The 24,908-nt window shown below is 36.1% G+C and carries 21 protein-coding genes and 1 tRNA gene; 3 read left to right on the plus strand and 19 right to left on the minus strand.

Annotation, left to right across the window (positions count from 1 at the left end):
- Positions 1-230: 230 nt before the first annotated feature.
- On the minus strand, positions 231-1,310 hold the full coding sequence (locus tag ACVQ8P_RS07355; protein WP_462298572.1) for a 3D domain-containing protein: 1,080 nt from the start codon (positions 1,308-1,310) through the stop codon (positions 231-233).
- A gap of 233 nt (positions 1,311-1,543) precedes the next feature.
- Between ACVQ8P_RS07355 and ACVQ8P_RS07360 the strand changes: the two genes are divergently transcribed.
- Positions 1,544-3,175: an ABC-F family ATP-binding cassette domain-containing protein gene (locus ACVQ8P_RS07360; RefSeq protein ID WP_462298573.1), complete on the plus strand. Its 1,632-nt coding sequence runs from the start codon at positions 1,544-1,546 to the stop codon at positions 3,173-3,175.
- Positions 3,176-3,220: 45 nt separating this feature from the next.
- On the opposite strand, the gene smpB is transcribed toward ACVQ8P_RS07360, so the two are convergent.
- The 11 genes from smpB to rpoN all read right to left on the minus strand — a co-directional run bounded on the left by smpB (position 3,221) and on the right by rpoN (position 15,860).
- Positions 3,221-3,688, minus strand: a complete 468-nt coding sequence (gene smpB, locus ACVQ8P_RS07365; RefSeq protein ID WP_462298574.1) for an SsrA-binding protein SmpB — start codon at positions 3,686-3,688, stop codon at positions 3,221-3,223.
- 17 nt (positions 3,689-3,705) lie between these two features.
- A complete protein-coding gene (gene rnr, locus ACVQ8P_RS07370; protein WP_462298575.1) occupies positions 3,706-6,048 on the minus strand; it encodes a ribonuclease R in 2,343 nt (780 codons plus the stop codon).
- Between the two features lie 100 nt (positions 6,049-6,148).
- On the minus strand, positions 6,149-6,388 hold the full coding sequence (gene secG, locus ACVQ8P_RS07375; protein ID WP_462298576.1) for a preprotein translocase subunit SecG: 240 nt from the start codon (positions 6,386-6,388) through the stop codon (positions 6,149-6,151).
- Between the two features lie 87 nt (positions 6,389-6,475).
- The gene (locus ACVQ8P_RS07380) at positions 6,476-8,023 is read right to left on the minus strand and encodes a ClC family H(+)/Cl(-) exchange transporter (protein ID WP_462298577.1); all 1,548 of its coding nucleotides are present in this window, start codon (positions 8,021-8,023) and stop codon (positions 6,476-6,478) included.
- Positions 8,024-8,155: 132 nt separating this feature from the next.
- Entirely contained in the window at positions 8,156-8,476 is a 321-nt protein-coding gene (locus ACVQ8P_RS07385) for a bacteriocin immunity protein (RefSeq protein WP_462298578.1), read from the minus strand.
- Positions 8,477-8,636: 160 nt separating this feature from the next.
- Positions 8,637-9,965, minus strand: coding sequence for a phosphopyruvate hydratase (eno, locus tag ACVQ8P_RS07390; protein ID WP_462298579.1), 1,329 nt, complete (start codon positions 9,963-9,965; stop codon positions 8,637-8,639).
- A gap of 110 nt (positions 9,966-10,075) precedes the next feature.
- Positions 10,076-10,831, minus strand: coding sequence for a triose-phosphate isomerase (gene tpiA, locus ACVQ8P_RS07395; RefSeq protein ID WP_462298580.1), 756 nt, complete (start codon positions 10,829-10,831; stop codon positions 10,076-10,078).
- 55 nt (positions 10,832-10,886) lie between these two features.
- Entirely contained in the window at positions 10,887-12,077 is a 1,191-nt protein-coding gene (locus ACVQ8P_RS07400) for a phosphoglycerate kinase (RefSeq protein WP_462298581.1), read from the minus strand.
- Between the two features lie 104 nt (positions 12,078-12,181).
- The gene (gap, locus tag ACVQ8P_RS07405) at positions 12,182-13,201 is read right to left on the minus strand and encodes a type I glyceraldehyde-3-phosphate dehydrogenase (protein ID WP_462298582.1); all 1,020 of its coding nucleotides are present in this window, start codon (positions 13,199-13,201) and stop codon (positions 12,182-12,184) included.
- Between the two features lie 60 nt (positions 13,202-13,261).
- Positions 13,262-14,290: a sugar-binding transcriptional regulator gene (locus tag ACVQ8P_RS07410; RefSeq protein ID WP_462298583.1), complete on the minus strand. Its 1,029-nt coding sequence runs from the start codon at positions 14,288-14,290 to the stop codon at positions 13,262-13,264.
- Positions 14,291-14,522: 232 nt separating this feature from the next.
- Positions 14,523-15,860, minus strand: a complete 1,338-nt coding sequence (gene rpoN / locus ACVQ8P_RS07415; protein ID WP_462298584.1) for an RNA polymerase factor sigma-54 — start codon at positions 15,858-15,860, stop codon at positions 14,523-14,525.
- A 67-nt stretch (positions 15,861-15,927) separates the two neighbouring features.
- Between rpoN and ACVQ8P_RS07420 the strand changes: the two genes are divergently transcribed.
- Positions 15,928-15,999, plus strand: a tRNA-Arg gene (locus tag ACVQ8P_RS07420).
- 421 nt (positions 16,000-16,420) lie between these two features.
- Positions 16,421-17,014, plus strand: coding sequence for an ATP-dependent Clp endopeptidase proteolytic subunit ClpP (gene clpP, locus ACVQ8P_RS07425; protein ID WP_462298585.1), 594 nt, complete (start codon positions 16,421-16,423; stop codon positions 17,012-17,014).
- A gap of 128 nt (positions 17,015-17,142) precedes the next feature.
- Here clpP and ACVQ8P_RS07430 read toward each other — a convergent pair whose 3' ends face one another.
- From ACVQ8P_RS07430 to uvrA, 7 genes are all read right to left on the minus strand, one after another.
- Positions 17,143-17,394, minus strand: coding sequence for a kinase to dihydroxyacetone kinase (locus ACVQ8P_RS07430; protein WP_462298586.1), 252 nt, complete (start codon positions 17,392-17,394; stop codon positions 17,143-17,145).
- A gap of 22 nt (positions 17,395-17,416) precedes the next feature.
- On the minus strand, positions 17,417-18,355 hold the full coding sequence (gene whiA, locus ACVQ8P_RS07435; RefSeq protein ID WP_462298587.1) for a DNA-binding protein WhiA: 939 nt from the start codon (positions 18,353-18,355) through the stop codon (positions 17,417-17,419).
- 20 nt (positions 18,356-18,375) lie between these two features.
- Positions 18,376-19,395, minus strand: coding sequence for a gluconeogenesis factor YvcK family protein (locus ACVQ8P_RS07440; RefSeq protein ID WP_462298588.1), 1,020 nt, complete (start codon positions 19,393-19,395; stop codon positions 18,376-18,378).
- Positions 19,392-20,276: an RNase adapter RapZ gene (gene rapZ / locus ACVQ8P_RS07445; protein ID WP_462298589.1), complete on the minus strand. Its 885-nt coding sequence runs from the start codon at positions 20,274-20,276 to the stop codon at positions 19,392-19,394. The genes ACVQ8P_RS07440 and rapZ overlap by 4 nt, the downstream gene beginning before the upstream one ends.
- Positions 20,277-20,363: 87 nt before the next feature.
- Positions 20,364-21,245, minus strand: a complete 882-nt coding sequence (sdaAA, locus tag ACVQ8P_RS07450; protein ID WP_462298590.1) for an L-serine ammonia-lyase, iron-sulfur-dependent, subunit alpha — start codon at positions 21,243-21,245, stop codon at positions 20,364-20,366.
- 12 nt (positions 21,246-21,257) lie between these two features.
- A complete protein-coding gene (locus tag ACVQ8P_RS07455; RefSeq protein WP_462298591.1) occupies positions 21,258-21,917 on the minus strand; it encodes a serine dehydratase beta chain in 660 nt (219 codons plus the stop codon).
- Positions 21,918-22,052: 135 nt separating this feature from the next.
- Positions 22,053-24,908 (minus strand): excinuclease ABC subunit UvrA, encoded by a 2,856-nt coding sequence (gene uvrA / locus ACVQ8P_RS07460; RefSeq protein WP_462298592.1) that lies wholly within the window; start codon positions 24,906-24,908, stop codon positions 22,053-22,055.

The following is a 24,908-nucleotide window of genomic DNA, read 5'->3' on the forward strand; positions in this document are numbered from 1 at the left end:
CCCCCATAATATTATCCCCTTTTTAGATTTAAAGTAACAGCCCTTTTAAAACGATTTCATTCTAACTCTAATTATTTTACTCGTCAACAATTTAGTAGTCTACAAACTAATCACTTAGAAACGTCATTTAATCCCTTTATTTTTACACCATTGTACAAAAAAACGACATTTTTCTCTAAATGTCGTCTCTTTCCTGGGACTTATACCACAAGCCCCTATTTTTCATACGTCTAATTTAAAATTTTTACCGTTACACTTTTTTTACCCCATGCATAACATCTTGCATTTGATAAGAAATGAACATCAATTCGGTTGCCTTTAATTGCTGAACCAGTATCACCAGCAATTGCGACACCATAACCAGATACCCAGACAACACTACCTAATGGAATAACTGATGGATCAACAGCTATTTGTTGTGGATTCGTCATCAAACTTAACCCATACGAACCATGTGTACCCATCCCTGGTGCATTTGCTGAATAGGCAGTTGCGACCATTTGTAGCGTTTTTTTAGTTGTTTTACCAGAAAGATCGTTACTTGCTTTTTGACTAGTTGAGTCGCCACTTTTTTCTTTCTTAGTCGTCTCTTTTTCCGTCTTTGCTTTTTCCTCTGCGGCTTTTTTGGCTGCGGCGGCCTCTTTAGCTTCTTTGGCTTTTCTTGCCTTTTTTGATAATTCTGCATTTTTTGCTTTTGTAACCTTAGCTAGTTCTTTTTTTGAATCATCCAATGTCCCTTTTAAAGATGTTAATTGGTGATTCATTTTTGTTGTTTCTTTTTTAGTCTCAACTTTTTTTGACTTCAATGCCTCTTGCTCAGTTTCTAGCTTAACTTTAGCCTCTTTCATCATTTTAATCTTAACTGAAACATCTTTCATCGTTTTGTTATCAGCAGATTGTAAGACAGAAACGGCATACAAGCGACTAACAAAATCTCCTGCATTTTTAGCTTCAAGAATAGCCGTAACCATTTTACTGCTTGAATCATTAACTTGTAAACTTCTCAATCTATCTTTAGCATTTTCAATACGTGTCTCTAATTGTGCCTGTTGATCATCAATTGATTTATCTTGCGAACCAATCTTTTTCTCTTTATTAGTAATTTCTTGATTCAGTTTATCAATTTTTGAATATTCGGCATTAATACTCGTCATTGCCTTTGAAATCTTCAAATTAGCAGCCGTAACCTTTTCTTGTGCAGAAGATTCTTGTTTCTTTAAGTCACTGATAGATGTTGCACTAACAGAAACTGATCCACCTAATAGTCCAAGGACAATTGCGCCAAGGACAATAATATGTCTAATGTTCAAAATAATGCTCCTTCATAACCCTTAATTAACTTATCTATAGAGTATATCGGACTGACAAGTCAAGCATGTGTCAGGAACATTACAAAATATCACTCATATTACAGCCTTGTGACTAATTTGACATCATTTTCAGAAATAATCACTTTATTCGTGTTCATTTTCAAAACTGTTTCATTTTAGGTCTAAAATATGCTATGATATATAGATTATACAAACGATAGTGAGGGTATTAAATGATAACTGTAAGTAATGTAAGTTTAAGTTTTTCAGACCGTAAGTTATACGATGACGTCAATTTAAAATTCACGCCTGGTAATTGTTACGGACTAATCGGTGCTAACGGCGCTGGTAAATCAACATTTTTAAAAATTTTATCTGGTGAAATCACACCAAGTACTGGTAAAATCTCATTGGATCCCAATGAACGTATGACTATGCTTCAACAAAATCATTATGGCTTCGAAGAATATACTGTTCTTGAAACAGTCATTATGGGTTATAAAGAACTCTATGCCATTATGAAAGAAAAAGATGCTATTTACGCAAAAGCTGATTTTTCTGATGAAGATGGTATCAAAGTTGCCGAACTAGAATCTGACTTTGCCGAAATGAATGGTTGGGAAGCTGAATCAGAAGCCTCAACACTTTTACAAGGTTTGGGCTTTGGTGAAGACATGCAAGACAAAAAAATGAGTGAATTAACGGAAAGTCAAAAAGTTAAAATTTTGCTTGCACAAGCACTTTTTGGTAATCCTGATGTTCTCTTACTTGATGAACCTACTAATGGGCTAGATATCAAGTCAATTAACTGGTTAGAAGATTTCCTAATTAACTTCTCAAATACAGTTATTGTTGTTTCTCATGATAGACATTTCTTAAACAACGTATGTACTCATATGTGTGATGTCGATTTTGGTAAAATTAAATTATTCGTTGGTAACTACGACTTCTGGATGGAATCAAGTGCATTAGCTTCAAAACTTGCAAATGATTCTAATGAAAAGAAAGAAGCTAAAATCAAGGAATTACAAGATTTCGTTGCCCGATTTAGTGCCAACGCTTCTAAATCTAAACAAGCAACTTCTCGTAAGAAAATGCTTGAAAAAATCACACTTGATGATATCCAACCTTCATCACGTCGCTACCCATTCATTAACTTTGAAATTGATCGTGAAGTTGGTAATGATTTATTATCAGTTAGTGGTGTTTCAAAAACAATTGATGGTGTCAAAGTCTTAGATAATATCTCATTCAGCTTGGGTAAAGATGATAAAACAGCTTTCACAAGTGAAACAGATATTGCCGTTACGACTTTAATCAGAATTCTTTCTGGTGAATTAAAACCAGATACAGGTACTGTTCAATGGGGTGTTACAACTTCACAGGCTTACCTTGCTAAGGATAACAATGACCAATTTGCTGATGAACATTTAACCATCATCAATTGGTTACGCCAATTTGCTTCTAAAGAAGAAAGTGACAATACTTTCTTACGTGGCTTCTTGGGTCGTATGTTATTCTCTGGTGAAGAAGTCGATAAAGAAGTTGGCGTCTTATCAGGTGGAGAAAAAGTTCGTTGTATGTTATCAAAAATGATGTTAACAAGAAACAATGTCCTTTTACTTGATGATCCTACTAATCATTTAGATTTGGAATCAATCACTTCATTGAATGAAGGTCTTTCAAACTACAAGAGTGCTTTATTATTTGGTTCTCATGATCGTGAATTCATTCAAACAATCGCTAACCGTATTATCGAAGTTACACCAAACGGTCTGGTTGATCGTGCAGACACAACTTATGACGAATTTTTAGAAAATAAAGATGTTCAAAATCAAATTGCTGACCTTTACAAACAAGCTTAAATAAAAAAAGAAGTCGTCATTTTAAAATGGCGACTTCTTTTTTATTTAATAATTTTTAAGCACACGTTGGATTTGACGTTCTTGATCTCGACGCTTAATTGTTTCACGTTTATCGTAATCATTCTTACCTTTTGCGACACCAATCAGCACTTTAGCAAACCCATTTTTAATGTAGACTTTTAAAGGGACAATTGTAACACCCTTATTTTTAGTTGCTTCATCAAATTGAGCAATTTGTTTTTTATGCAATAATAGTTTGCGATTTCTAAGTGGATCATGATTGAACTGATTACCTTGATCATAGGTTGAAATATGCACATTCATCAGCCAAGCTTCACCATTTCTAATTTGCGCAAACCCATCTTTTAAATTAATGCGACTATTTCGGACAGATTTAATCTCAGTACCAGTTAAAACAACTCCCGCTTCAACCGTATTTTCAATATTATAACTATGTCTTGCTTTTTTATTTTGAGCTAAGGGTTTATCAAAAGATGACTTTTCTTTCCGCAATCTTAATCCCCCCGATATTATTTTTGACGTGTATTATTTTTTCTTGGTGCATTATTCTTGTTAGCTGATTTATAGAATGGTTTCTTACCATTGCCAGCAGGTTTACCATTACGATTATAAGGTTTCTTATCGCCTGGACGCCCATTCCCTGGACGTTTGAAGTTACCACCCTTACCTCGTAAATCAGAAGTTGGTGTCTTTTGTGGATTAACAATTTCAAAATCAATCGCACTTTGTTCAATATCAACTTTGGCAACTTTTACTTCAATTGGTTGACCAATTCTGAAGGTTCTCTTCGTTCTCTTACCCACTAAAGCCATGTGCATATCTAAGTATTCATAGTAATCATCTTTCATATTACTAATATGAACAAGACCTTCAACCGTATTTGGCAATGATACGAAGACACCAAATTTCATCACTGAACTAACGACCCCTTCAAAGGTTTCGCCAACATGATCAGCCATATATTCAGCTTTCTTCATTGCATCAGTGTCACGTTCAGCATCAATTGCACGACGTTCCATTTGTGAAGCATGCGTTGTAATTTCAGGTAATTGTTCAGCATATTTTTCTTTTTGAGCATCCCCAATACCATTTTCTTCATAAAAACGAATCAAACGGTGAACCATCAAATCAGGATAACGTCTAATTGGTGACGTGAAATGAGTATAATCCGTAGCGGCTAACCCAAAATGACCTAATGATTCATCTGTATATTTAGCTTGTTGCATGCTTCTAAGCAACATAACAGAAACCATTGATTCTTCTGGCTTACCAGCAACTTCTTTTAAAACACCTTGTAACATTTTAGGGGTTACGTTTTTACTATCCCCTTTAACAACGATACCAAAACTTGTTAATGTTTCGAAGAAACGCATAACTTTTTCACTTTTTGGTGTTTCATGAATACGGTAAACAAATGGGACTTTTAATTTATCATAATGTGCTGCAACTGTTTCGTTAGCAGCCAACATGAATGATTCAACCATTCGTTCACTTGTTCCACGCGTTCTGATTTGAATATCAATTGGGTGACCAGATTCATCAACGATAATCTTAGATTCATTATCATCAAAACTAATTGCACCACGTTTTTTACGCATCTTTTCAAGAATTTTATGTAACTCACCCATTGTTTCAAACATTGGGACTAATTCTTCGTATTTTGCTTTTGTTTTTTCATCATCTGATTCAAGAATTTTATTAATTGCTTTGTAAGTCATACGTTCTGTTGTTTTAATCACACTTTGGAAAATTTTGTGGTTAACCACATACCCCTCTGGTGTAATCTCCATTTCACAACTCATTGCAAGACGTTCAACCTTTGGATTCAATGAACAAATCCCATTTGATAATTTATGAGGCAACATTGGAATCACACGGTCAGTTAAATAAACACTAGTCCCACGTTCGTATGCTTCACGATCAAGAGGCGTGCCAGGTTGGACATAATGTGAGACATCTGCAATATGGACACCTAAATGGAAGTTCCCATTATCCAGTTTCCAAGCAGTGACAGCATCATCTAAATCTTTAGAATCAATACTATCAATTGTTACCAATTTTTGGTCTGTTAAATCAACACGGCCTATTTTTTCTTCAGGTAGGACAACATCTGGCGTTGCTTCAGCTTGTGCCATCACGTCTTCAGGAAATTCACTAGGAATATCATGTTGATAAACGACTTGTAAAATATCCATACCTGGATCGTCTTTATTTCCCACAACTTCTTTAACCAATGTTTCAATAACCAAAGGTTTTTCACTTGTTGGATAAGCCGTAATGTCCGCTGTAACCACTTCACCAGCAACTGGATGTAAACCAACACCCGTAACTAACAAGTTATAACGTTGTAATTTCTTGTTCTTAACAACTAAATGACCAATTACACCTGTATTTTCAAGATCAGCTGGTTCTACCTCAAACTCACCAACAATAGAAGTCACATTGTGCTCAACAATTTTGTTAACTTTACCTTCTGGGCCACGGTCATCCCCAGGCTTAGCTGGACTTGTAATTTCTATTTCAACACTATCCCCATTTAAGGCAGACATTGTTTGTGTTGGATTAACAAAAACGTCAGGTTGTTCTGGATCGATAGTGACAAATCCAAACCCACGATCGTTTGCATGAAAAATACCAACTAATTGTGGTGTTTGAAGCGCAATTTGAAATTTACCTTCAGAAGTAATTTTCACTTCACGTTTACGTTCCATTTCAGCAAGCATCTTAACCAATTCCTTGAACGAGTCTTGACCCTCTAATCCAAGTGCAGCTGTTAATTCTTCAACACTAAATGATTCATTTTCTTTAATTTTTAATTCCTTTAATATAAGTTCTTGCATTTTTTTATCCATGTATACCTCATTTTCATTTCCATATTGGAATTACTATCATTTTTATATCTAAAGAAAAGCCTCCTGCTGCAACAACTAATTTGCACAGGAGGCTTTTTTATTATTTTGAAGCTAAATAGACAAGACCTAATGCTAGACAGAAAAATAGAACGCCTAACACGAAGGTTACCTTTTGCATAAATGCTTCGAATCCACGTGGTTTTTGTTTGCTAAATAAATCGTCAGCACCACCACCAGACAAGGCACCTGATGCGTTATTTGTTTTTGCAGGTTGCATCATTACAGCGATAATCATTAAGACTGAAACGATAATAATTGAAATTGTTAGTATGTTAGTCAAATCATTTACCTCCTTACCCCAATTGGATAATCTATATCTATACTAATTTAGCACAGATTGCATTAATTTTCCACCGTTATTATTTTATTAAAGCGATTCAAATCCAGATAAAGCGTCCATTTCTGTTCGAAGGTTTGCTCTATTTTGATGTTCCGTCAAAAGAACTAATGTATCCCCCGCTTTTAAAATAGTCTCGCCATGTGGAATCAGCTGTTTTTCACCACGCCTAACTGTGATTAATAAACTATTTTCAGGCCAATCTACTTCTGAAACTTTTTTATTTTCTAATTCTGATCCAGCAAAAATTGGTGTTTCCAGTCGATCTTTTTTGCCACCTAAATCAATTTCATTTTGGCCAATTAATTTTTTGAGTAATGAGTCATAGATTGGTGCGCCGCCTAAAACATCAATCACTAAAAACGACACCAATGAAATGATGGCTAATGGCATTAAATGGTGTAGACTTCCCACCATTTCTGTAATTAATAAGATAGCTGTAAAAGGTGCTTTTCCAATACCAGAAAAATAACCTGCCATTCCAAAAATAATAAAATCAGTTAAATATTTAGCTGGTAGTAACCCTAATGCTATCATCGCAGTAGCATAAGCAGCACCAATAATGGCACCCAAAGTTAAAATCGGTAGAAAAATACCACCAGGCAAACCTGAACCATAAGATATCATTGAAAAAACAAATCTTAGAAGGAAAAGCCCCAATAAAAGCGTTAATGTATTACTTTTAACTAAACTTAAAATAATATCATTCCCACCACCCAATGTTTGTGGTAAATACAAGCCAATTGGGATGACTAAAATAAAGGGCACAATTGAGCGATAAAAAATAGGAATTTTATGTAATATATTATATAAATCTGATGCTCTCAGCAATACACTCTGATACAGATAGCCTAGAAGCCCCAAAATGAGTCCTAGGACAATCAAATGCCAATATTGTGGCAACGATAAGGTTTGAATATTAACCATTTGTAATGCAGGTTTTAAGCCAAAAAAATGCAACGAAATATAATTAGCTGAAATTGAACTTGCCAGTGCCGTTGTCCAAATTAATGGCGAAAAATTATGATAAACTTCTTCCAAAATAAAAAGGGTACTCGCAATCGGTGCATTAAAAGCTGCAGATAAACCTGCAGCACCACCACCCGCAATCAAAATACGACGTTCAGATTCAGTCTGTTTAGTCATTTCTGCAAATCCTTGTCCAACAGCTGCACCCAATTGAATAGATGGGCCTTCGCGACCGAGAAATAGTCCAGAACCAATTCCTAAAACACCACCAATAAATTTCCGCCATAAAACGGACCACCAACGCATTTCAAGATTTCCAGCAAGTTGCCCTTCCACTTGCGGAATCCCAGATCCCATAATATTTGGTTCTTGTTTCATTAGCGTTCCAATTCCTAATGCCATCGCAAAACTCAACAAAATCATTGGAATCAATAACCACATATTTTGGTTAATCATTTGATAAATATAGTTAAACAATTTAAAAACATAAATAATGGCTAATCGAAATAAACTGACGACAACTCCTGTTACTAACCCAATCAATAATCCTCTTAAGATAAAGATGAGATTAACTAAATTTAATCGTTCTTTAATACCTAGTTTTGTCATAAATACTCATACACCTCTTCAACTACTAGTATATGCTAAAATCCAATGTTTTTCATATAACCATTAAACAAAAAAGAATTATCTAAATTTAGATAATTCTTTTTCAAGCTATTATTTTCGTTACTAAGTGTTTTAGAACAATCGCGTCCCACTCATTGCGATTAATCCCCAACCTAAATTTTTATTAAATAAACCATTTGTAGAAATATCCATATACAACTGACCAACATTAGGGCTTAATTTCACTTTATATTTTAGATTACGAACTGCTAACTGACGTAAGGCTTCAGCAAGATCCGACTCAGCTTTTGTAAAATACATCCCTGTTTCAACATGATTTTTAAATATGACCAATATCTTGCGTTCATCCTCTGTCGTTTCCAGATTCAGAATAAGATCATAAACTGTTTCCGTTAATTTTTCTTCTAATGCAATTCGTTCTGCTTTCTTCATCCGTTATCAAATCCCTTGGTTTTATTCTCCCCTAAGTATTCTCGCCCAAATAATACATCACAACCTTATAATATTCAACAATAGATCACAATTAAAATAAAAAGGTCGACCTAATAAAATTAGGTCGACCTTTTTATCAAAACGCATAATTCATAAAGAATTATTTGTTGATGATTGTGTCGCGAGCATCTGAACTCAAGTTGTAGAATGAGTGGATACCTTTGTATTCTGCTGTTTCTTCTAAGTTATCTTCAATTCTCATTAATTGGTTGTACTTAGCGATACGATCAACACGGCTCAATGAACCAGTCTTGATTTGGCCAGCATTAGTTGCAACAACTAAGTCAGCGATAGTTGTATCTTCAGTTTCACCTGAACGATGAGAAACGATAGCTGTGTAACCAGCTTCTTTAGCCATTTCGATAGCTTCCATTGTTTCTGTAAGCGTACCAATTTGGTTAACTTTGATAAGGATTGAGTTTGAAACGCCCATTTCGATACCTTTTTTAAGGTAGTCAGTGTTTGTAACAAATAAATCATCCCCAACTAATTGAACTTTAGCGCCCAATTTAGCTGTCATCATCTTCCAGCCTTCCCAATCGTTTTCATCCAAGCCATCTTCAATTGAGATAACTGGGTATTTGTCAACGATTGCTTCAAGGAATGCTACCATTTCTTCTGAAGTGTAATCTTTACCATTTTCGCCTTCATATTGTAATCTATATTTGCCAGTTTCAGCATTGTAGAATTCAGATGAAGCAGCATCAAATGCGATAGCAATATCTTTACCAGGTTTGTAACCGGCACGTTCGATTGCTTCGATTAAGATTTCAAATGGTTCTTCGTTGTTTTTAAGATCAGGAGCGAAACCACCCTCATCACCAACAGCAGTAGAATAGCCTTTTTCAGCTAAAATCTTTTGTAAGTTATGGAATGTTTCTGAACCCATACGTACAGCTTCTTTGATAGAAGGTGCGCCAACAGGCATGATCATGAATTCTTGGAAATCAACACTGTTATTAGCATGTGATCCACCATTGATAACGTTCATCATAGGAGTTGGAAGGACATGTGCGTTAAATCCGCCTAAGTAACTGTATAAAGGAATTTCTAATTCATCAGCAGCAGCACGAGCAGCAGCAATTGAAACACCTAAAATAGCGTTAGCGCCCAATTTACCTTTGTTTGGTGTACCATCTAATGCGATCATAGCTTTATCAATACCAACTTGATCAGTAACGTCAAATCCAACAATTTCTTTAACGATAATGTTGTTTACGTTATCAACAGCTTTAGTAACACCTAAGCCCATGTAACGAGATTTGTCGCCATCACGTAATTCAACAGCTTCATGTTCACCTGTTGAAGCACCTGAAGGAACAATTCCGCGGCCCATTGCGCCGTCTTCTGTGTAAACTTCAACTTCAACAGTTGGGTTACCGCGTGAATCTAGAACTTCGCGTGCATAAATATCTGTAATCATTGACATAAATTTGTACTCTCCTTTAAAAACATTTTTTGGCCGGGATTTAACACCCTTACCACTATTTTAATAGTTTATTGGTTCATTTTCAATCTTTTTAATAGTTAAAAATCGAATTATGCTTTGAAGTTAACAAGGTCTAAGTATGAAGCAGGTTCCATACTTGCACCACCAACTAAACCACCATCAATATCTTCTTTACCCATTAATTCTACGACGTTACCAGGTTTAACTGAACCACCGTATTGGATACGAACTTTATCAGCAACTGTTTGGTCATACAAATCAGCAACTGTTTTACGAACAACTGCACAAATTTCTTGTGCTTGGTCAGAAGTAGCTGTTTCACCAGTACCGATAGCCCAGATTGGTTCGTATGCAATAACAGCAAGACTAACTTGTTCAACAGATAAGCCTCTCAATGCAGCAGAAACTTGTCCTTGAACCCATGATTCTGCTTCGCCGGCTTGACGTTGTTCTAACGTTTCACCACAGCAGATAATAGGAACCATACCATTATTGAAAATAGCATGTGCTTTTCTGTTAATATCATCATCAGTTTCACCGAAGTATTGACGACGTTCTGAATGTCCGATAACAACGTAATCAACACCCATTTCAGAAAGAACTTTTGGTGAAGTTTCGCCAGTAAATGCACCTTCGTCTTCGAAGTATGCATTTTCAGCAGCAACTTTTAAGTCTGTGCCTTTAGCAGCATCAAGTAATGTTTGTAAATCTACTGCAGGAGCAGCAATAACAGATTCAACATCTTTAAAATCTGGTAATTTGCCTTTAAGACCTGCAACGAATTCCGCAGTTTCTTTAGGGCCTTTATTCATTTTCCAGTTACCAGCAATAATTGGTTTACGCAAAATAATAACTTCCTTTCGTTAATAGACAGTTTACTTACAACAATTTAATTAAAAATTATTTTGTTGTAATAGCAGCGATACCTGGTAATGTTTTACCTTCAAGGTATTCAAGTGAAGCGCCACCACCAGTAGAAATATGAGTTAATTGATCAGCAACACCTAATTGTTGAACAGCAGCAGTTGAATCACCACCACCAACAATTGTTGTAGCATCTGATAAAGTACCCAAGAATTTACCGATTTCAAGTGTTCCGTTAGCGTAGTTACTCATTTCGAAAACACCCATTGGTCCGTTCCATACAACTGTCTTAGCATCTTTTAAAACATCTTTAAATTCTGCAACAGATTTAGGTCCGATATCCAAAGCCATGTAACCATCAGGAATGTCACCATCAACCGTTTTATGTTCAACATCGTTATCAAATTTTTCAGCAACAATTGAATCAACTGGTAAAACTAATTTGTCGCCAGCTTCTTCAATGATTTGTTTAGCTAAATCAATTTTGTCAGTTTCAACTAATGATGATCCAATTTTCATACCTTTAGCAGCGTAGAAAGTGTAAGTCATACCACCACCAACGATAACTTTGTCAGCTTTTTTAAGTAAATGAGAAATAACACCAATCTTATCTGAAACTTTTGCGCCACCTAAGATAGCAACAAATGGACGTTTAGGTTCGTCAACAGCTTCACCCAAGAATTTGATTTCTTTTTCCATTAAGAATCCAGCAGCAGCTTGGTCCATGTTGCTTGAGATTCCAACGTTAGAAGCATGTGCACGATGAGCTGTACCAAAAGCATCATTGACGAATAAATCGCCAAGTGAAGCCCAGTATTTACCTAATTCAGGATCGTTCTTACTTTCTTTTTTACCATCTAAATCTTCAAAACGTGTGTTTTCCATTACTAAAACATCGCCGTCTTTCATTGCTGCAATTGCGTCTTCTAATTGAGGACCACGTGTAGCAGGAACAAAAGTAACAGGTTTGTTTAATAAGTTAGATAAACGTTCTGCAACTGGACGTAATGATAATTCTTTTTTGTCATCTTCAGTTTTGATACGACCAAGATGAGAAAGAAGAATGGCTTTACCACCATTTTCAGTTACATATTTGATTGTTGGTAATGCAGCAACGATACGGTTATCATTACCAATCACACCATTTTTGATAGGAACATTAAAATCAACACGGATTAAAACTTTTTTGTCAGTAACATCTAAATCTGAAACAATTAATTTAGCCATTATAATAGCCTCCTGTTTAATTTTGATTAAATAAAAAGGCAGAGGGAGTATTGCCTCCCTCCGCCTAAGCATAGTAACTATGCGGTTAAAAAAGTTTGACTAGCTTATGCTTCTAAACCAGCAAATTTTTCTAATGTACGAATCATTTGTGCTGTAAAGCCAGATTCGTTATCGTACCAAGCAACAGTTTTAACCAATTGGTTAGAACCAGTACCAGTTACTTCTGTTTGTGTTGGGTCAAAGATTGAACCAAAACTTGTACCAATAATATCTGAAGAAACGATTTCATCAGCATTGTAACCGAATGATTCGTTGTTTTCAGTTCTTGCTTTGATAGCAGCATTTACTTGGTCAACAGTAAGATCTTTAGAATCTAAAATTGTAACCAATTCTGTTAATGAACCAGTGATAACTGGGACACGTTGTGCATGGCCATTCAATTTACCAACAAGATCAGGGATTACCATACCGATAGCTTTAGCAGCACCAGTAGAATGAGGAATAGTATTACTTGCAGCAGCACGTGCAGCACGTAAGTTTCCACCACGATCAGGACCATCTTGTAATTTTTGTGTAGCTGTGTAAGCATGAACTGTTGTCATTGTACCAACTTGGATACCAAAGGCATCGTTGATAGCGCCAGCAAGTGGTGCTAAACAGTTAGTAGTACATGAACCAGCAGAAGCGATTTTTGTATCTGCAGTTAAGATGTCATCATTAACACCGTAAACAACTGTAGGCATTTTACCAGCTGGAGCTGAGATTAAAACATGTTTTGCGCCAGCTTTGATATGTGCTGATGCTTTTTCTTCTGATGCGTAAAAACCAGTTGATTCTAATACGATATCAACATTATCGTTTTTAACCCAAGGAATATTTGATGCATCTGCTTCTGCATATACAGGAATTTCCTTACCGTTAACAACAATACCATTATCTGTTGCGCTAACTTCTGCGTCGAAGTTACCATGGGCTGTATCATATTTTAATAAATGAGCCAACATTGATGGAGAAGTTAAATCGTTGATTGCTACAACTTCGATGTTATCTGAAACTTCAGCAATACGACGGAAAGCTAAACGACCAATACGACCAAAACCGTTAATACCAACTTTTACTGACATACTTAAATTTCCTCCTTTAGGAAATGAAGATTTATTTATTTTAAAAAGCGTGCTTACACACTACTTTTTTAAAATCGAGTTTGCGGCACCCTCATCCGTGATTAACCACGTCTGTTTAGGTGCAAGTTTCATGTATGCCACAATTGCTTCAGCCTTTGAATGACCACCTGCAACTGCAAAAATACATTTTATATGCGTGAGATCCTCTATTTGTAAACCGATACGAGGAATCTTATAAACGACCTTACCTTGAGCATCAAAGAAATATCCGAATGCCTCACCTACAGCTTTGTCGTTCTTCAACATGTTTATTATACCACTAGACATGTCTCTACGCTTAGCCATATGCATTGCTTCTCCAATACTGTGAATCACAGCATTGCTTTCCTTGATTAAGCCCAAAACTTCTTGAATGCTCGGTTCTTCAAGAAGAGGCTCGTACGTTTTCTCACTTAATTGTTCGGGTACATACAAGGCTCTATGATTCCCTCCTGTATGTAATGCCATTTTACCACTAATTGAGTTGGCTTGTATATCAACTGACTCGCCAACACCACCTCGGGCCGGTAAAAAAGTTAAATCGCGTTTAATTGAAATGCGTGTTGTTAACTGATCAGCTACTTGAGCCATCGTTGTTCCACCCATTACCGCAATTAAATTTTTACCTTCGGGCAATAAAAGTGCTAACTTCGCAGCTAAACTTTTACCCATTGCGTCTAAAACTTTAGGTTGTTCATCAGAATCACCTGATACAATCAAGCAATGCTTAATGCCTAAAATTCGACTTAATTCTTGTTCATTTTGCTGAACACCAACTAAATTGTCCATCACTTTTTCAAGACCATGTAATACTGATAGACCCCTGTCCGTTAGTGTCATTCCTGACTTACCAACGCTGATGAGTTCTTGCTTACGCAGAAAATCTGTTTCAGTTCTCATAACGCGTTCGCTAAGATTCAAAGTTGAGGCCAACACTCTTCGACCAACTGGCATCATCCACTCTATCTGCCTTAAAACAAAATATCTTTGTTTTAAGGCTTTAATCATGTCCGGTGCAATCGCTTCAATCCATTCTAATTCATGATGCATAGTGCACCTGCTCTCTTGCGGGGCGTAAAACGTCCCGTAGTGTCGCATTATGACCCATTGATTCCAAAAAAAACAAAGCACAATAACATTCTGCGTTAATCAAAGTGTCTTCATACCTTTATTACAAGACAAATTATAGCAGTTTATTTTATGCTTTGCAAGCACTTCAACAGACTATCTGCTATGTTAGCAGTTGCCGTTTGATATGCAAGAGGAGAGGTCCCTAATGTTCTTAATCTTTGTAGCGTTTTCTTGCCGATGATGACGGAATGTTCAGGTTTTCGCGATATTTAGCAACCGTCCGTCTTGAAATATCGATATTTTGTTTCATTAATTGTAAAACTATTTTTTGATCTGATAAGGGCTTGGTCTTCTCTTCGGCATCAATCAACGTCTGAATGGTTGTCATGATAGCTTTTGAAGATAATTCTTCAGCATTCTTTTTATTTTTATTTGCTACTTGTCCAAAGAATGATTTTAACTCATAAACCCCAAACTCCGTTTCGATATATTTATCGTTAACCGTTCGACTAATCGTTGATTCATGAACATCTAAAGCAGCCGCAACTTCTCTTAGAAGTAATGGTTTAATTGATTTTGATTTATCAGCGAAAAAATCTGCCTGATATTTCAAAATATATTGTCCAACTTTTAAAATAGTATCACCACGTTGTTTCAATCCACTAACAAGCCATTCATATTCTCGTTTCTTATCAGCCAGATACTTTGTCACTTCAGGATCTTGGTCTTTTGACATATCATCAAAATATTTTTGTTGGAAAACAATTTCAGGCTGAGCCCCACGAACTTTATATAGCACGGGTTCACCATTATTATTTTTTAAAACCAAATCTGGATATATTTTCCCAATTCTAGTTGTCCCAAAACCTGCGCCAGGATTAGGTGATAACGTCCGAACAAAATCCGATATTTCCTGAATTTTCGAGACATTCACACGGTATTTTTTTGCAATGTCTTGCCATTTACGATCAACGAAATCATCGAAATCATCTTTAATAACCGTATATGCCATCTTAGGAGCTAAATCATCAGAATCAATCTGTAACATCAAACTTTCTTGCACGTTTCGTGCACCAACACCAGGTGGATCCAAACGTTGAATCAAGGTTAATGCATCCATCAACATAATAGGTGGTATCCCTGATTCTTCCGCTAAATCATCTAAATTCGCATTAAAATAACCCGTTTGTTCAATATAATCTACTAAATAAAGAACAACTTTTCTAAGTGGCGTCTGTCGCATCGTTAAATAAATTTGATCCAACAAGTAATCTAATAAAGACTGCCCTTCATCATCACTTACCGAATTCATATAGTCAGCATCACCGTCTGTTGTTAGATTCACTTTATATCGAGACTCACCTGCTTGAATTCTTTGATTATCATCAACCGCTTCAATCAAGGGGTTTTCCATGACTTTATCAGTGATAAATTGTTGTAAATCTTCTATATTATATTGCAACATTTTGATAGACTGCTGCAATTCAGGTGTCATAGCCAATTTTTGAATTTGGGTTTGTTGTTGTTTAAATTTCTGTTCAAATGCCATTTTCTTCTAGACCTCCAATTTCGTTGCTTGTTTTTTCAACGTAATTCAGCTAAACTATTAATGTACTGCGCCGTTGGTGTAATGGATAGCACGTAAGATTCCGGTTCTTGAGCTGAGGGTTCGACTCCCTCATGGCGCATCATCATCACTGATAAAGCAACATTTATAGTACTTTTATGTCGTTTTCGTGTGGTTAAGTTAGGATTAATAATTTCTTGTTTTAAACACCTCACATTAGTGTCAGGTATTTTTGTTTTCGCTTACATTATTAATTATATATCATGTTTCTTAAGATAGCTATTAGTCCTCAAATTTATCGCATAATTATTTAAAGAAAATAATTATGAAAGGATTACACGAGATCTGACTATTACGATAATGAGGCAGTCAACAACAGAAAATAAGAACGGATACTTCCAATAAAAATGTCCGTTCTTATTTTTTATTTATACTCAAATCATTTTATTTGACCTTTTTTGACCAAGGGTTTAAACTAGCATTACATTAGTTCAAATGCTAATATAAAAAAGTAATTAATAATAATTTGGAGGTTTTCAACTATGAATGTAGTTCCTACAGTTATCGAACAATCTGCCGGTGGCGAACGTGCATACGATATTTATTCTCGTCTTTTAAAAGACAGAATTATCATGCTTTCAGGTGAAGTTAATGACGACATGGCAAACGCTATTATCGCCCAATTGCTCTTCTTGGATGCCCAAGACTCAGAAAAAGATATTTCAATTTACATTAACTCACCCGGTGGTTCTGTTTCAGCCGGTTTAGCTATCTACGATACAATGAACTTTATCAATGCTGATGTTCAAACAATCGTTATGGGTATGGCTGCTTCAATGGCCAGTGTATTGGCAACTGCCGGTACAAAAGGTAAACGTTTTGCATTACCTAACTCAGAAATTATGATTCATCAACCACTTGGTGGCGCTCAAGGTCAAGCAACAGAAATCGAAATTGCTGCTGAACATATCTTGAAGACAAGAACATTGATTAACAAAATTTTGGCTGATGCAACTGGTCAAGATATCAAAGTTCTTAATAAAGATACAGATCGTGATAACTATATGACTGCTGAACAAGCAAAAGAATATGGTTTGATTGATGAAATTATGACTAACAAAAAAGGCCTTAAATAAGTTTCGAGCCTCAAAGACACTGACAATTTAATTTGTTAGTGTCTTTTTTTGCCTATTTCGTAAAATAAAAAAATAATCATCTGTTTGATAGCTGAGGCACCAACGATCAAGCAGATGATTATTTTATATTAACCTTTTAATCCTTTAGATTGTCTTACCATATCTTCAACAACAATATCAAAGATTTCTCCAAGTCCGGCACAATATGCCAAAATTTCCCATGGATAATTCGTATGAAAATGTAGTTTCATCAAATCAGAATCACCAGCAACGAGTAAACTATCCCCTTCAAATTGACGCAATATTTCACTATATAATTGATCTTCACTCAACGTGCTGCCTTCTAACAGTAACTGCGTATCATATTTAAATTCTATCACGATATTTTATCCTTCCAAAATGCTATTTTTCACCAATTCGAACTTTTTCAGCAAAATCATTAATTTTCCGTAATCGATGATTAATTCCAGATTTTGAAATTGGACCACCGGGTACTAAATCGCCTAATTCTTTCAAACTGACTTCTTGATGAACTAATCGTGCTTCAGCCACTTCTTTTAATTTAGAGGGCAATTGACCTAATCCCACTGATTGTGCAATAAACTCAATATTTGCAATTTGTTTGTTGGCAGCATCAGCAACTTTATTCATATTAGCCGTTTCACAATTAACCATTCGATTAACGGAGTTTCGCATATCACGGACAATTCTGATATCTTCAAATTTCAACATAGCAGTTGTAGCGCCAATTAATGAAAGAAAATCAGCAATTTTTTCTGCCTCTTTCAAATAAACAATATAACCACTACGACGTTCAGTCATTCTAGCGTTAAACCCAAACTTATTAATCATTTCACAGATTGTTTGATTATGTTCTTCATAGACAGAATATATTTCCAAATGATAACGACTTGTTTCAGGATTATTAACTGATCCACCTGCCAAGAAAGCCCCACGTAAATACGAGCGCATCATCATGTCATCATGTTCCAATAAATCAGTTGGCACACCCATCTTAAGTTGCATATCTTCAATGATATCCAAGTCTTTTAAAACAAAATCACTACCCGTTTTCAAACGAACAATATAGACATTATTTTTTTTCAATTTCATTTTACGACGCACTAATAATTCACTCGTAATATCATAAAACTCATTTAAAAGTTCATAAATTCGTCTCGCAATTGCGGGATTTTCTGTCTGAACATTTAAAACGAATTGATGATTAATGATACTCAAAGAACCATTCATTCGAATCAACGCCATTAATTCTGCTTTAGCATTATTCCGTCTAACTTTGAGAGTCGTTAATTCTTTTTTTACTTCACTTGCATACGACATTTTTTCACCTTATCTCTGTGCTAACTATTATTTCTGTGTCTTAATTCGTGGTTTGGTCGACCAACTAAACGCATCAATTCTTCAACAACCTTATCACCATCATGGAAAACGCCTTTATCTTTTAACTTCAAAAAGTTAGATGAAATGACACGACAATGCTGTCCTCTTAACCCATTAAAATCATGTTCAACTTGAATCAAATTTTCATCATATTTTTCTTTATCCATGTAATCACTTGGCACTGGTGCTGTGTTCACAAGCACTGTATTTACAAAACAATTACCAAGATGATTATTTAAAATGCGAACATGATCCGCATCAGTAAAGCGTTCTGTTTCACCTTTTTGTGTCATAATATTACAGATATAAACGACTTCAGCTTTGGTCTCAGATAGTGCTTTACCAACATTACCAATGACTAAATTAGGTAAAATACTTGTGAACAAACTACCAGGTCCCAAAACAATTTGATCTGCTTCAAGGATGGCCTTAACCACCTCTGGGACAGCAGCCGGAACACCGTCTTCACTCGTTTCACTTGAGGTTACCCAAACACGTTTAATTGATTTTCTAGCAGCCGTTATCTCAGCTTCACCAGATAAAAAGGTTCCATCAGAAAATTCCGCATTTAAAACTAAAGGTTCATCAGCAACAGGATAGACATGTCCATCCACTCTCATCATTTCTGACAATTCTTGCACTGAAGCAAAAACACCCTTTTTCATTTCAGCCAATGCCGCAATAATTAAATTACCAATAGCATGGCCCGCAAAGAATCTATCTGATGTATCAAATCGATATTGAAAAATATCTAAATATAATTCTGGTAACTCAGATAATGCCGCAATCACATTACGAATATCACCAGGTGGCACAACATTCACATAATCTCTAATGATACCTGATGAACCGCCATCATCAGCAACTGTTACAATGGCTGTGATATCAGCATTTTTATCCCTTAAACTTTTTAAAATGACTGGTAGTCCAGTTCCGCCACCAATCACCACAATTTTAGGTCTGCGTCCATTTCTTGTCATGATCTATTTACCGATTCTTTACTTTTATTAATATCTCGGTGTGTGACATTCACTGGATATTCAAGTTTCAATTCTTCACTTAATCGTTTAGCCAAAGCAACTGATCGGTGCTGTCCACCTGTACAACCAATTGCAATAGTTAAATTGGTTTTACCTTCAGCTTCATAGCCTGGTAAAATTGATTCAAGTAAAGATTCAAACTTCGTATAAAATCCCTCTGTTGCAGGTTGTTTCATCACATAATCATAAACGGCTTTATCCAAGCCTGTTTGTGGCTTTAACTCTGGAATATAATGTGGATTAGGTAAGAAACGAACATCCATGACGATATCTGCATCAATTGGTAATCCGTATTTAAATCCAAATGACAGCACTTCAACATGAAAATTAGCTGTTTCTCTTGTTTCAAAATTATGGAAAATTTCTTCACGTAACTGGCGTGGTGATAAATTAGTAGTATTAATCACCAACTGTGCCTGCGTTTTAATATCGTTTAATAACCCACGTTCTTTTTCAATACCATCCATAAGACGGCCTTCCATTGCTAATGGATGAGCACGTCTTGTCTCTTTATAACGAGAAACTAATTCTGCATCAGATGCATCCAGAAATAAAATCTTAGTTGTGACGAATTCAGTGTTATCAAATCCTGATAACATTTCGATAATTTCATCATAGAAAGCCCTTGATCTTAAATCCATTACGAGTGCAATTTTTGAAATTTTACCTGACTCTTTTACCAGTTCCCAAAACTTAGGTAATAAAGTTGGTGGTAAATTATCAATACAAAAATAACCAAGATCTTCAAAACTTTGCATTGCGACCGTCTTTCCGGCCCCACTCATCCCTGTAATTACAACTAATTCTAACGTATCTGCCATTTTCATTCCTCCAAATCTGCTTTTTTAAGTATAACATACCTGGTGTTTCTTTTGTATCAGTGGACAAAAAAAGAGTTGTTCCCAACCCTAAATAGTTTCACCAAATATTTTCATCTTAATTGCTTGACCTGTTGGTGTACTGGCTAATCCGCCAATCCCCGTTTCTCTAAGGGCACTTGGCATCCGTTCACCAATATCCTTCATTGCCATAATAACTTCATCAGCAGGCACCTTATTCGATAATCCAGCAAGAGCCATATCAGCCGCTGTTAAAGCATTAACGGCGCCAATTGCGTTCCGTTTAATACAAGGAATTTCAACTAAGCCAGCTACTGGGTCGCACACCAGCCCTAATAAATTACTCAATCCCATCGCAAAAGCTTCAGCACATTGCTCAGGTGTTCCCCCTGTAATCTCAACCGCAGCTGCAGCCGCCATAGCCGATGCACTCCCAACTTCTGCCTGACAACCACCCGTTGCACCAGCAATCATGGCATTATTAGCCACAATCATTCCGAATGCACTAGACGTAAATAAAGCTTGAATCATTTTTTCATGCGATAAATTCAAACGTTTTTGAATCATGAAAATAACCCCTGGCAATGTCCCAGATGAACCGGCCGTTGGTGTCGCACAAATAAGTCCCATTGATGCATTAACTTCATTGGTCGCAATTGCGTATTGCATCGCTTCTAAATTGGCATCCCCAGATAAAGAATACCCTTTTTCACGATATTTCCGTAATAAAACAGCATCTCCTCCAGTTAATCCAGTGGACGAAGAAACCCCTTCACCAATTGATCCTCTATCAATCGCCTGTTTCATCACGTCTAAATTAGCTGACATTTTCCCAATAATAACCTCTCTAGTTTCACCAGACTGTGTCATTTCTTGTTCAATCATTAATTCTGAAATTAATTTATGTGCCTTATTTGCGGTTGACACTAATTCAGCAATACTTTTATACAAGATAGATTCCTCCTATTTTAAATAAATGAGATGATGCGTCAATAATCGTAGTTGCTTAAGCTGTGCCTCATCAATGTTTCTGGTTAAATCATATTCATACATACTTTCATCTGGCGCTAACTCAGATTCACTTTGCTGAATGACTGATGTTGTTGTTTCAATTTGGCTTTTAATTGCCTCTTTATTAACTGGATTGGCTTCTAATACCAGAATTGGTAAGCTACCCTTTGGAAAAAATTGTTGTTGCTTTATCGTAAACTCTCTAATTTCAATGGCGCCACCACCGATTGAACAACCCATTAATTCAACCTTTTTTGTCTCATTTTCGAGTGTCAATTCAACACTATTTGGATGATTAATTGGACTTGGATTGCTGTCTTCAATAAACTGAATTTCAATGCCCATTTTTTCAGCAATTTGGATTGACTGGGGACAACGTGAATCATCAGGATTAAATCCTAATACGCCCGCAACTGTCGCAAAATCTGTCCCATGACCACGATGTGTCTTGGCAAATGATTCATAATAACGAACTTTTAATTTAGTCATTTGCCCATTAAACAGTTGGAAACCGACTTTCCCAATTTTGACGGCACCAGCTGTATGCGAACTAGACGGTCCTATCATAATTGGTCCAATAATATCAAAAACACTTTTATAGTTATTGCCCACAGCTAACCGTCCTCCAATTAATTTATTTCTTCTTTAAAGTTACCACTTTTTTCAAAACTTTGATGTAAAATCACTGATTTTTTCATAAAAAGGTCATAAAAAAAGACAGATTCTCATCTGCCTTCTCAAAATCACTTATTTATTCATTCGTGCACGATCACGTTCTAAGATTTTTTTTAGATAATGTCCTGTATAACTTGCGGGCACTTCAGCAATTTCTTCTGGCGTTCCAGTTGCGAGCACGGTACCACCACCCTCGCCACCTTCTGGACCCAAATCAATTAAGTGGTCAGATGTTTTAATGACGTCTAAGTTATGTTCAATCACTAATACGGTATTTCCAGCATCAACTAATCGATTTAACACACCGAGTAATCGTTTAATATCATCCGTATGCAACCCAGTTGTAGGTTCATCTAAAATGTAGAAACTTTTTCCATTTGATTGGCGATGTAATTCAGAAGCCAATTTCATTCGTTGGGCTTCACCACCAGACAACGTCGTCGCAGATTGACCTAATGAAACATAGCCTAACCCGACATCCACAATTGTCTGTAACTTACGTCGAATCTTAGGAATTGGTTCGAAGAATTTTAACGCTTCTCCCACTTTTAAATCCAAAATATCAGCGATTGTCTTATTCTTGTAGGTTACTTCAAGTGTTTCAGAATTATACCGCGCACCATGACAAATTTCACATGGTACATAAACATCTGGTAAGAAATTCATCTCAATTTTAATAATTCCATCACCCTTACAGGCTTCACACCGGCCACCTTTAACATTGAAACTAAAACGGCCTTTTTTATAGCCACGTAATTTAGCTTCATTGGTTTCAGCAAATAAATCACGAATATTGTCAAAGACACCTGTATAAGTTGCGGGATTACTTCGTGGTGTGCGTCCAATTGGGCTTTGATCAATATTAATCACACTTTCAATATTTTGAACACCAGAAACAGATTTATATTTACCAGGTTTTTCAGAATTGCGGTTTAACTTTTGTGCCAATACTTTTTTCAAAATACCGTTTACCAAAGTTGATTTACCAGAGCCTGAAACACCCGTTACAGTAATGAATTCACCTAAAGGAAAATCAACAGTAATATTTTTCAAATTATTTTCTTTTGCACCAGTAATCCGAATTTTCTTACCATTACCATCACGACGTGTTTCTGGTAATGAAATAAACTTTTTACCAGAAAGGTATTGTCCCGTTAATGACTTACGACTCTTTTTAACTTGTGTAGGCGTTCCGGCAGCAACAATTTCACCACCCAATTCGCCAGCGCCAGGACCAACATCAATTAAATAATCGGCAGCCATCATTGTATCCTCATCATGTTCTACGACGATTAATGTGTTGCCCAAATCACGCATTTTCTTAAGTGATTCAATCAAACGATCATTATCTCGTTGATGTAATCCGATTGAAGGTTCATCTAAAATATATAAGACACCTGATAAATTTGATCCAATTTGTGTTGCCAATCGGATCCGTTGCGCTTCCCCACCTGACAAAGTTCCAGCTGAACGAGATAATGTGAGATAATTTAGACCCACATTTTGCAAGAAAGTAAGGCGATCACGAATCTCTTTCAAAATTGGTGCGGCTATTATAGCTTCTTTTTCTGACAATTCAATATTATCAAAGAAAGGTAAACCAGCACCAATTGAAAGAGCAGAAATTTTACCAATATGCTGACCATTAATTTGGACAGCTAATGCTTTACGATTTAAACGGTAACCATGACAGGTTTGACACGTCAAACTCGTCATATACTTGCGCATTTGGTCACGTGTAAAATCACTATTTGTTTCCGCATAACGGCGACTAATATTAGTCATAACACCCTCAAATAGAGCATCAACATCGCGAATACCACCAAAATCATTAGCATAATGAAAATGAAATTCACGAGTACCTGCACCGTTTAAAACAATATCGCGTTGTTCATCCGTTAACGTTTCAAATGACACATCCATTGGAATACCAAATGCTTCTGCGGCTTGCGCCAACATTGAAGGATAATATTGCGAACTAATTGGATTCCAAGGTTCAATGGCGCCATCAGCCAACGTTTTAGTTGGGTCAGGCACAACTAAATCTTCATCGACTTCTAACTTCATTCCTAATCCATCACAAGTTTCACATGCGCCAAAAGGAGCATTGAATGAGAACAAACGTGGTTCTAATTCACCCACTGTAAATCCACAGATAGGGCAAGCATAATGTTCAGAGAATTGAATCGTAGCACCATCTGCATCACCATCAAGAATATCTGCTGTTGCATACCCAGATGATAAGCGTAAGGCAGCTTCAAATGAATCAAATAAACGTGATCGGATACCTTCTTTAACAACAATTCGGTCAATCACAATATCAATTGAATGTTTAATATTTTTTTCGAGATTAAAGTCTTCATCAATATCATGTAATTCACCATCAACTCGTACACGAACAAATCCTTCACGTTTAATTGTTTCAAAAATCTTTTTATGTTGTCCTTTTTTATTACGAATAATGGGTGATAAAATTTGTAGTTTTGTGCGATCTTCTAATTCCAAAACGCGATCAACCATCTGTTCAACGGATTGACTCGTAATTTCATGACCATCATTTGGACAAATGGGATGCCCCACTCTTGCCCATAATAATCTTAAATAATCATTAATTTCAGTTGCCGTCCCAACTGTTGAACGTGGGTTTTTTGAAGTCGTTTTTTGGTCAATTGAAATCGCAGGTGATAACCCATCAATCGAGTCAACATCTGGCTTATCCATCTGACCTAAAAATTGACGTGCATACGCAGATAAACTTTCAACGTAACGTCGTTGGCCTTCAGCGTAAAGGGTATCGAAAGCTAAGGAACTTTTCCCCGATCCTGAGAGCCCAGTGATGACAACTAGCTTGTCTCTTGGGATAGTGACGTCCACATTTTTTAAATTATGGGCACGTGCACCATGAATCACAATTTTATCGTTTTTCAA

The organism is Dellaglioa sp. BT-FLS60, assembly GCF_054941065.1.

Coding starts and splice junctions, on each gene's coding strand:
- whiA (WP_462298587.1), bottom strand. CDS start 18,355: ATGTCGTATGCAAGTGAAGTAAAAAAAGAATTAACGACTCTCAAAGTT.
- ACVQ8P_RS07440 (WP_462298588.1), bottom strand. CDS start 19,395: ATGACAAGAAATGGACGCAGACCTAAAATTGTGGTGATTGGTGGCGGA.
- ACVQ8P_RS07410 (WP_462298583.1), bottom strand. CDS start 14,290: ATGCATCATGAATTAGAATGGATTGAAGCGATTGCACCGGACATGATT.
- ACVQ8P_RS07360 (WP_462298573.1), top strand. CDS start 1,544: ATGATAACTGTAAGTAATGTAAGTTTAAGTTTTTCAGACCGTAAGTTA.
- rapZ (WP_462298589.1), bottom strand. CDS start 20,276: ATGGCAGATACGTTAGAATTAGTTGTAATTACAGGGATGAGTGGGGCC.
- eno (WP_462298579.1), bottom strand. CDS start 9,965: ATGTCAATGATTACAGATATTTATGCACGCGAAGTTCTAGATTCACGC.
- rpoN (WP_462298584.1), bottom strand. CDS start 15,860: ATGGCATTTGAACAGAAATTTAAACAACAACAAACCCAAATTCAAAAA.
- ACVQ8P_RS07380 (WP_462298577.1), bottom strand. CDS start 8,023: ATGACAAAACTAGGTATTAAAGAACGATTAAATTTAGTTAATCTCATC.
- ACVQ8P_RS07400 (WP_462298581.1), bottom strand. CDS start 12,077: ATGGCTAAATTAATTGTTTCAGATTTAGATGTTACTGACAAAAAAGTT.
- gap (WP_462298582.1), bottom strand. CDS start 13,201: ATGTCAGTAAAAGTTGGTATTAACGGTTTTGGTCGTATTGGTCGTTTA.
- clpP (WP_462298585.1), top strand. CDS start 16,421: ATGAATGTAGTTCCTACAGTTATCGAACAATCTGCCGGTGGCGAACGT.
- rnr (WP_462298575.1), bottom strand. CDS start 6,048: ATGGATAAAAAAATGCAAGAACTTATATTAAAGGAATTAAAAATTAAA.
- ACVQ8P_RS07385 (WP_462298578.1), bottom strand. CDS start 8,476: ATGAAGAAAGCAGAACGAATTGCATTAGAAGAAAAATTAACGGAAACA.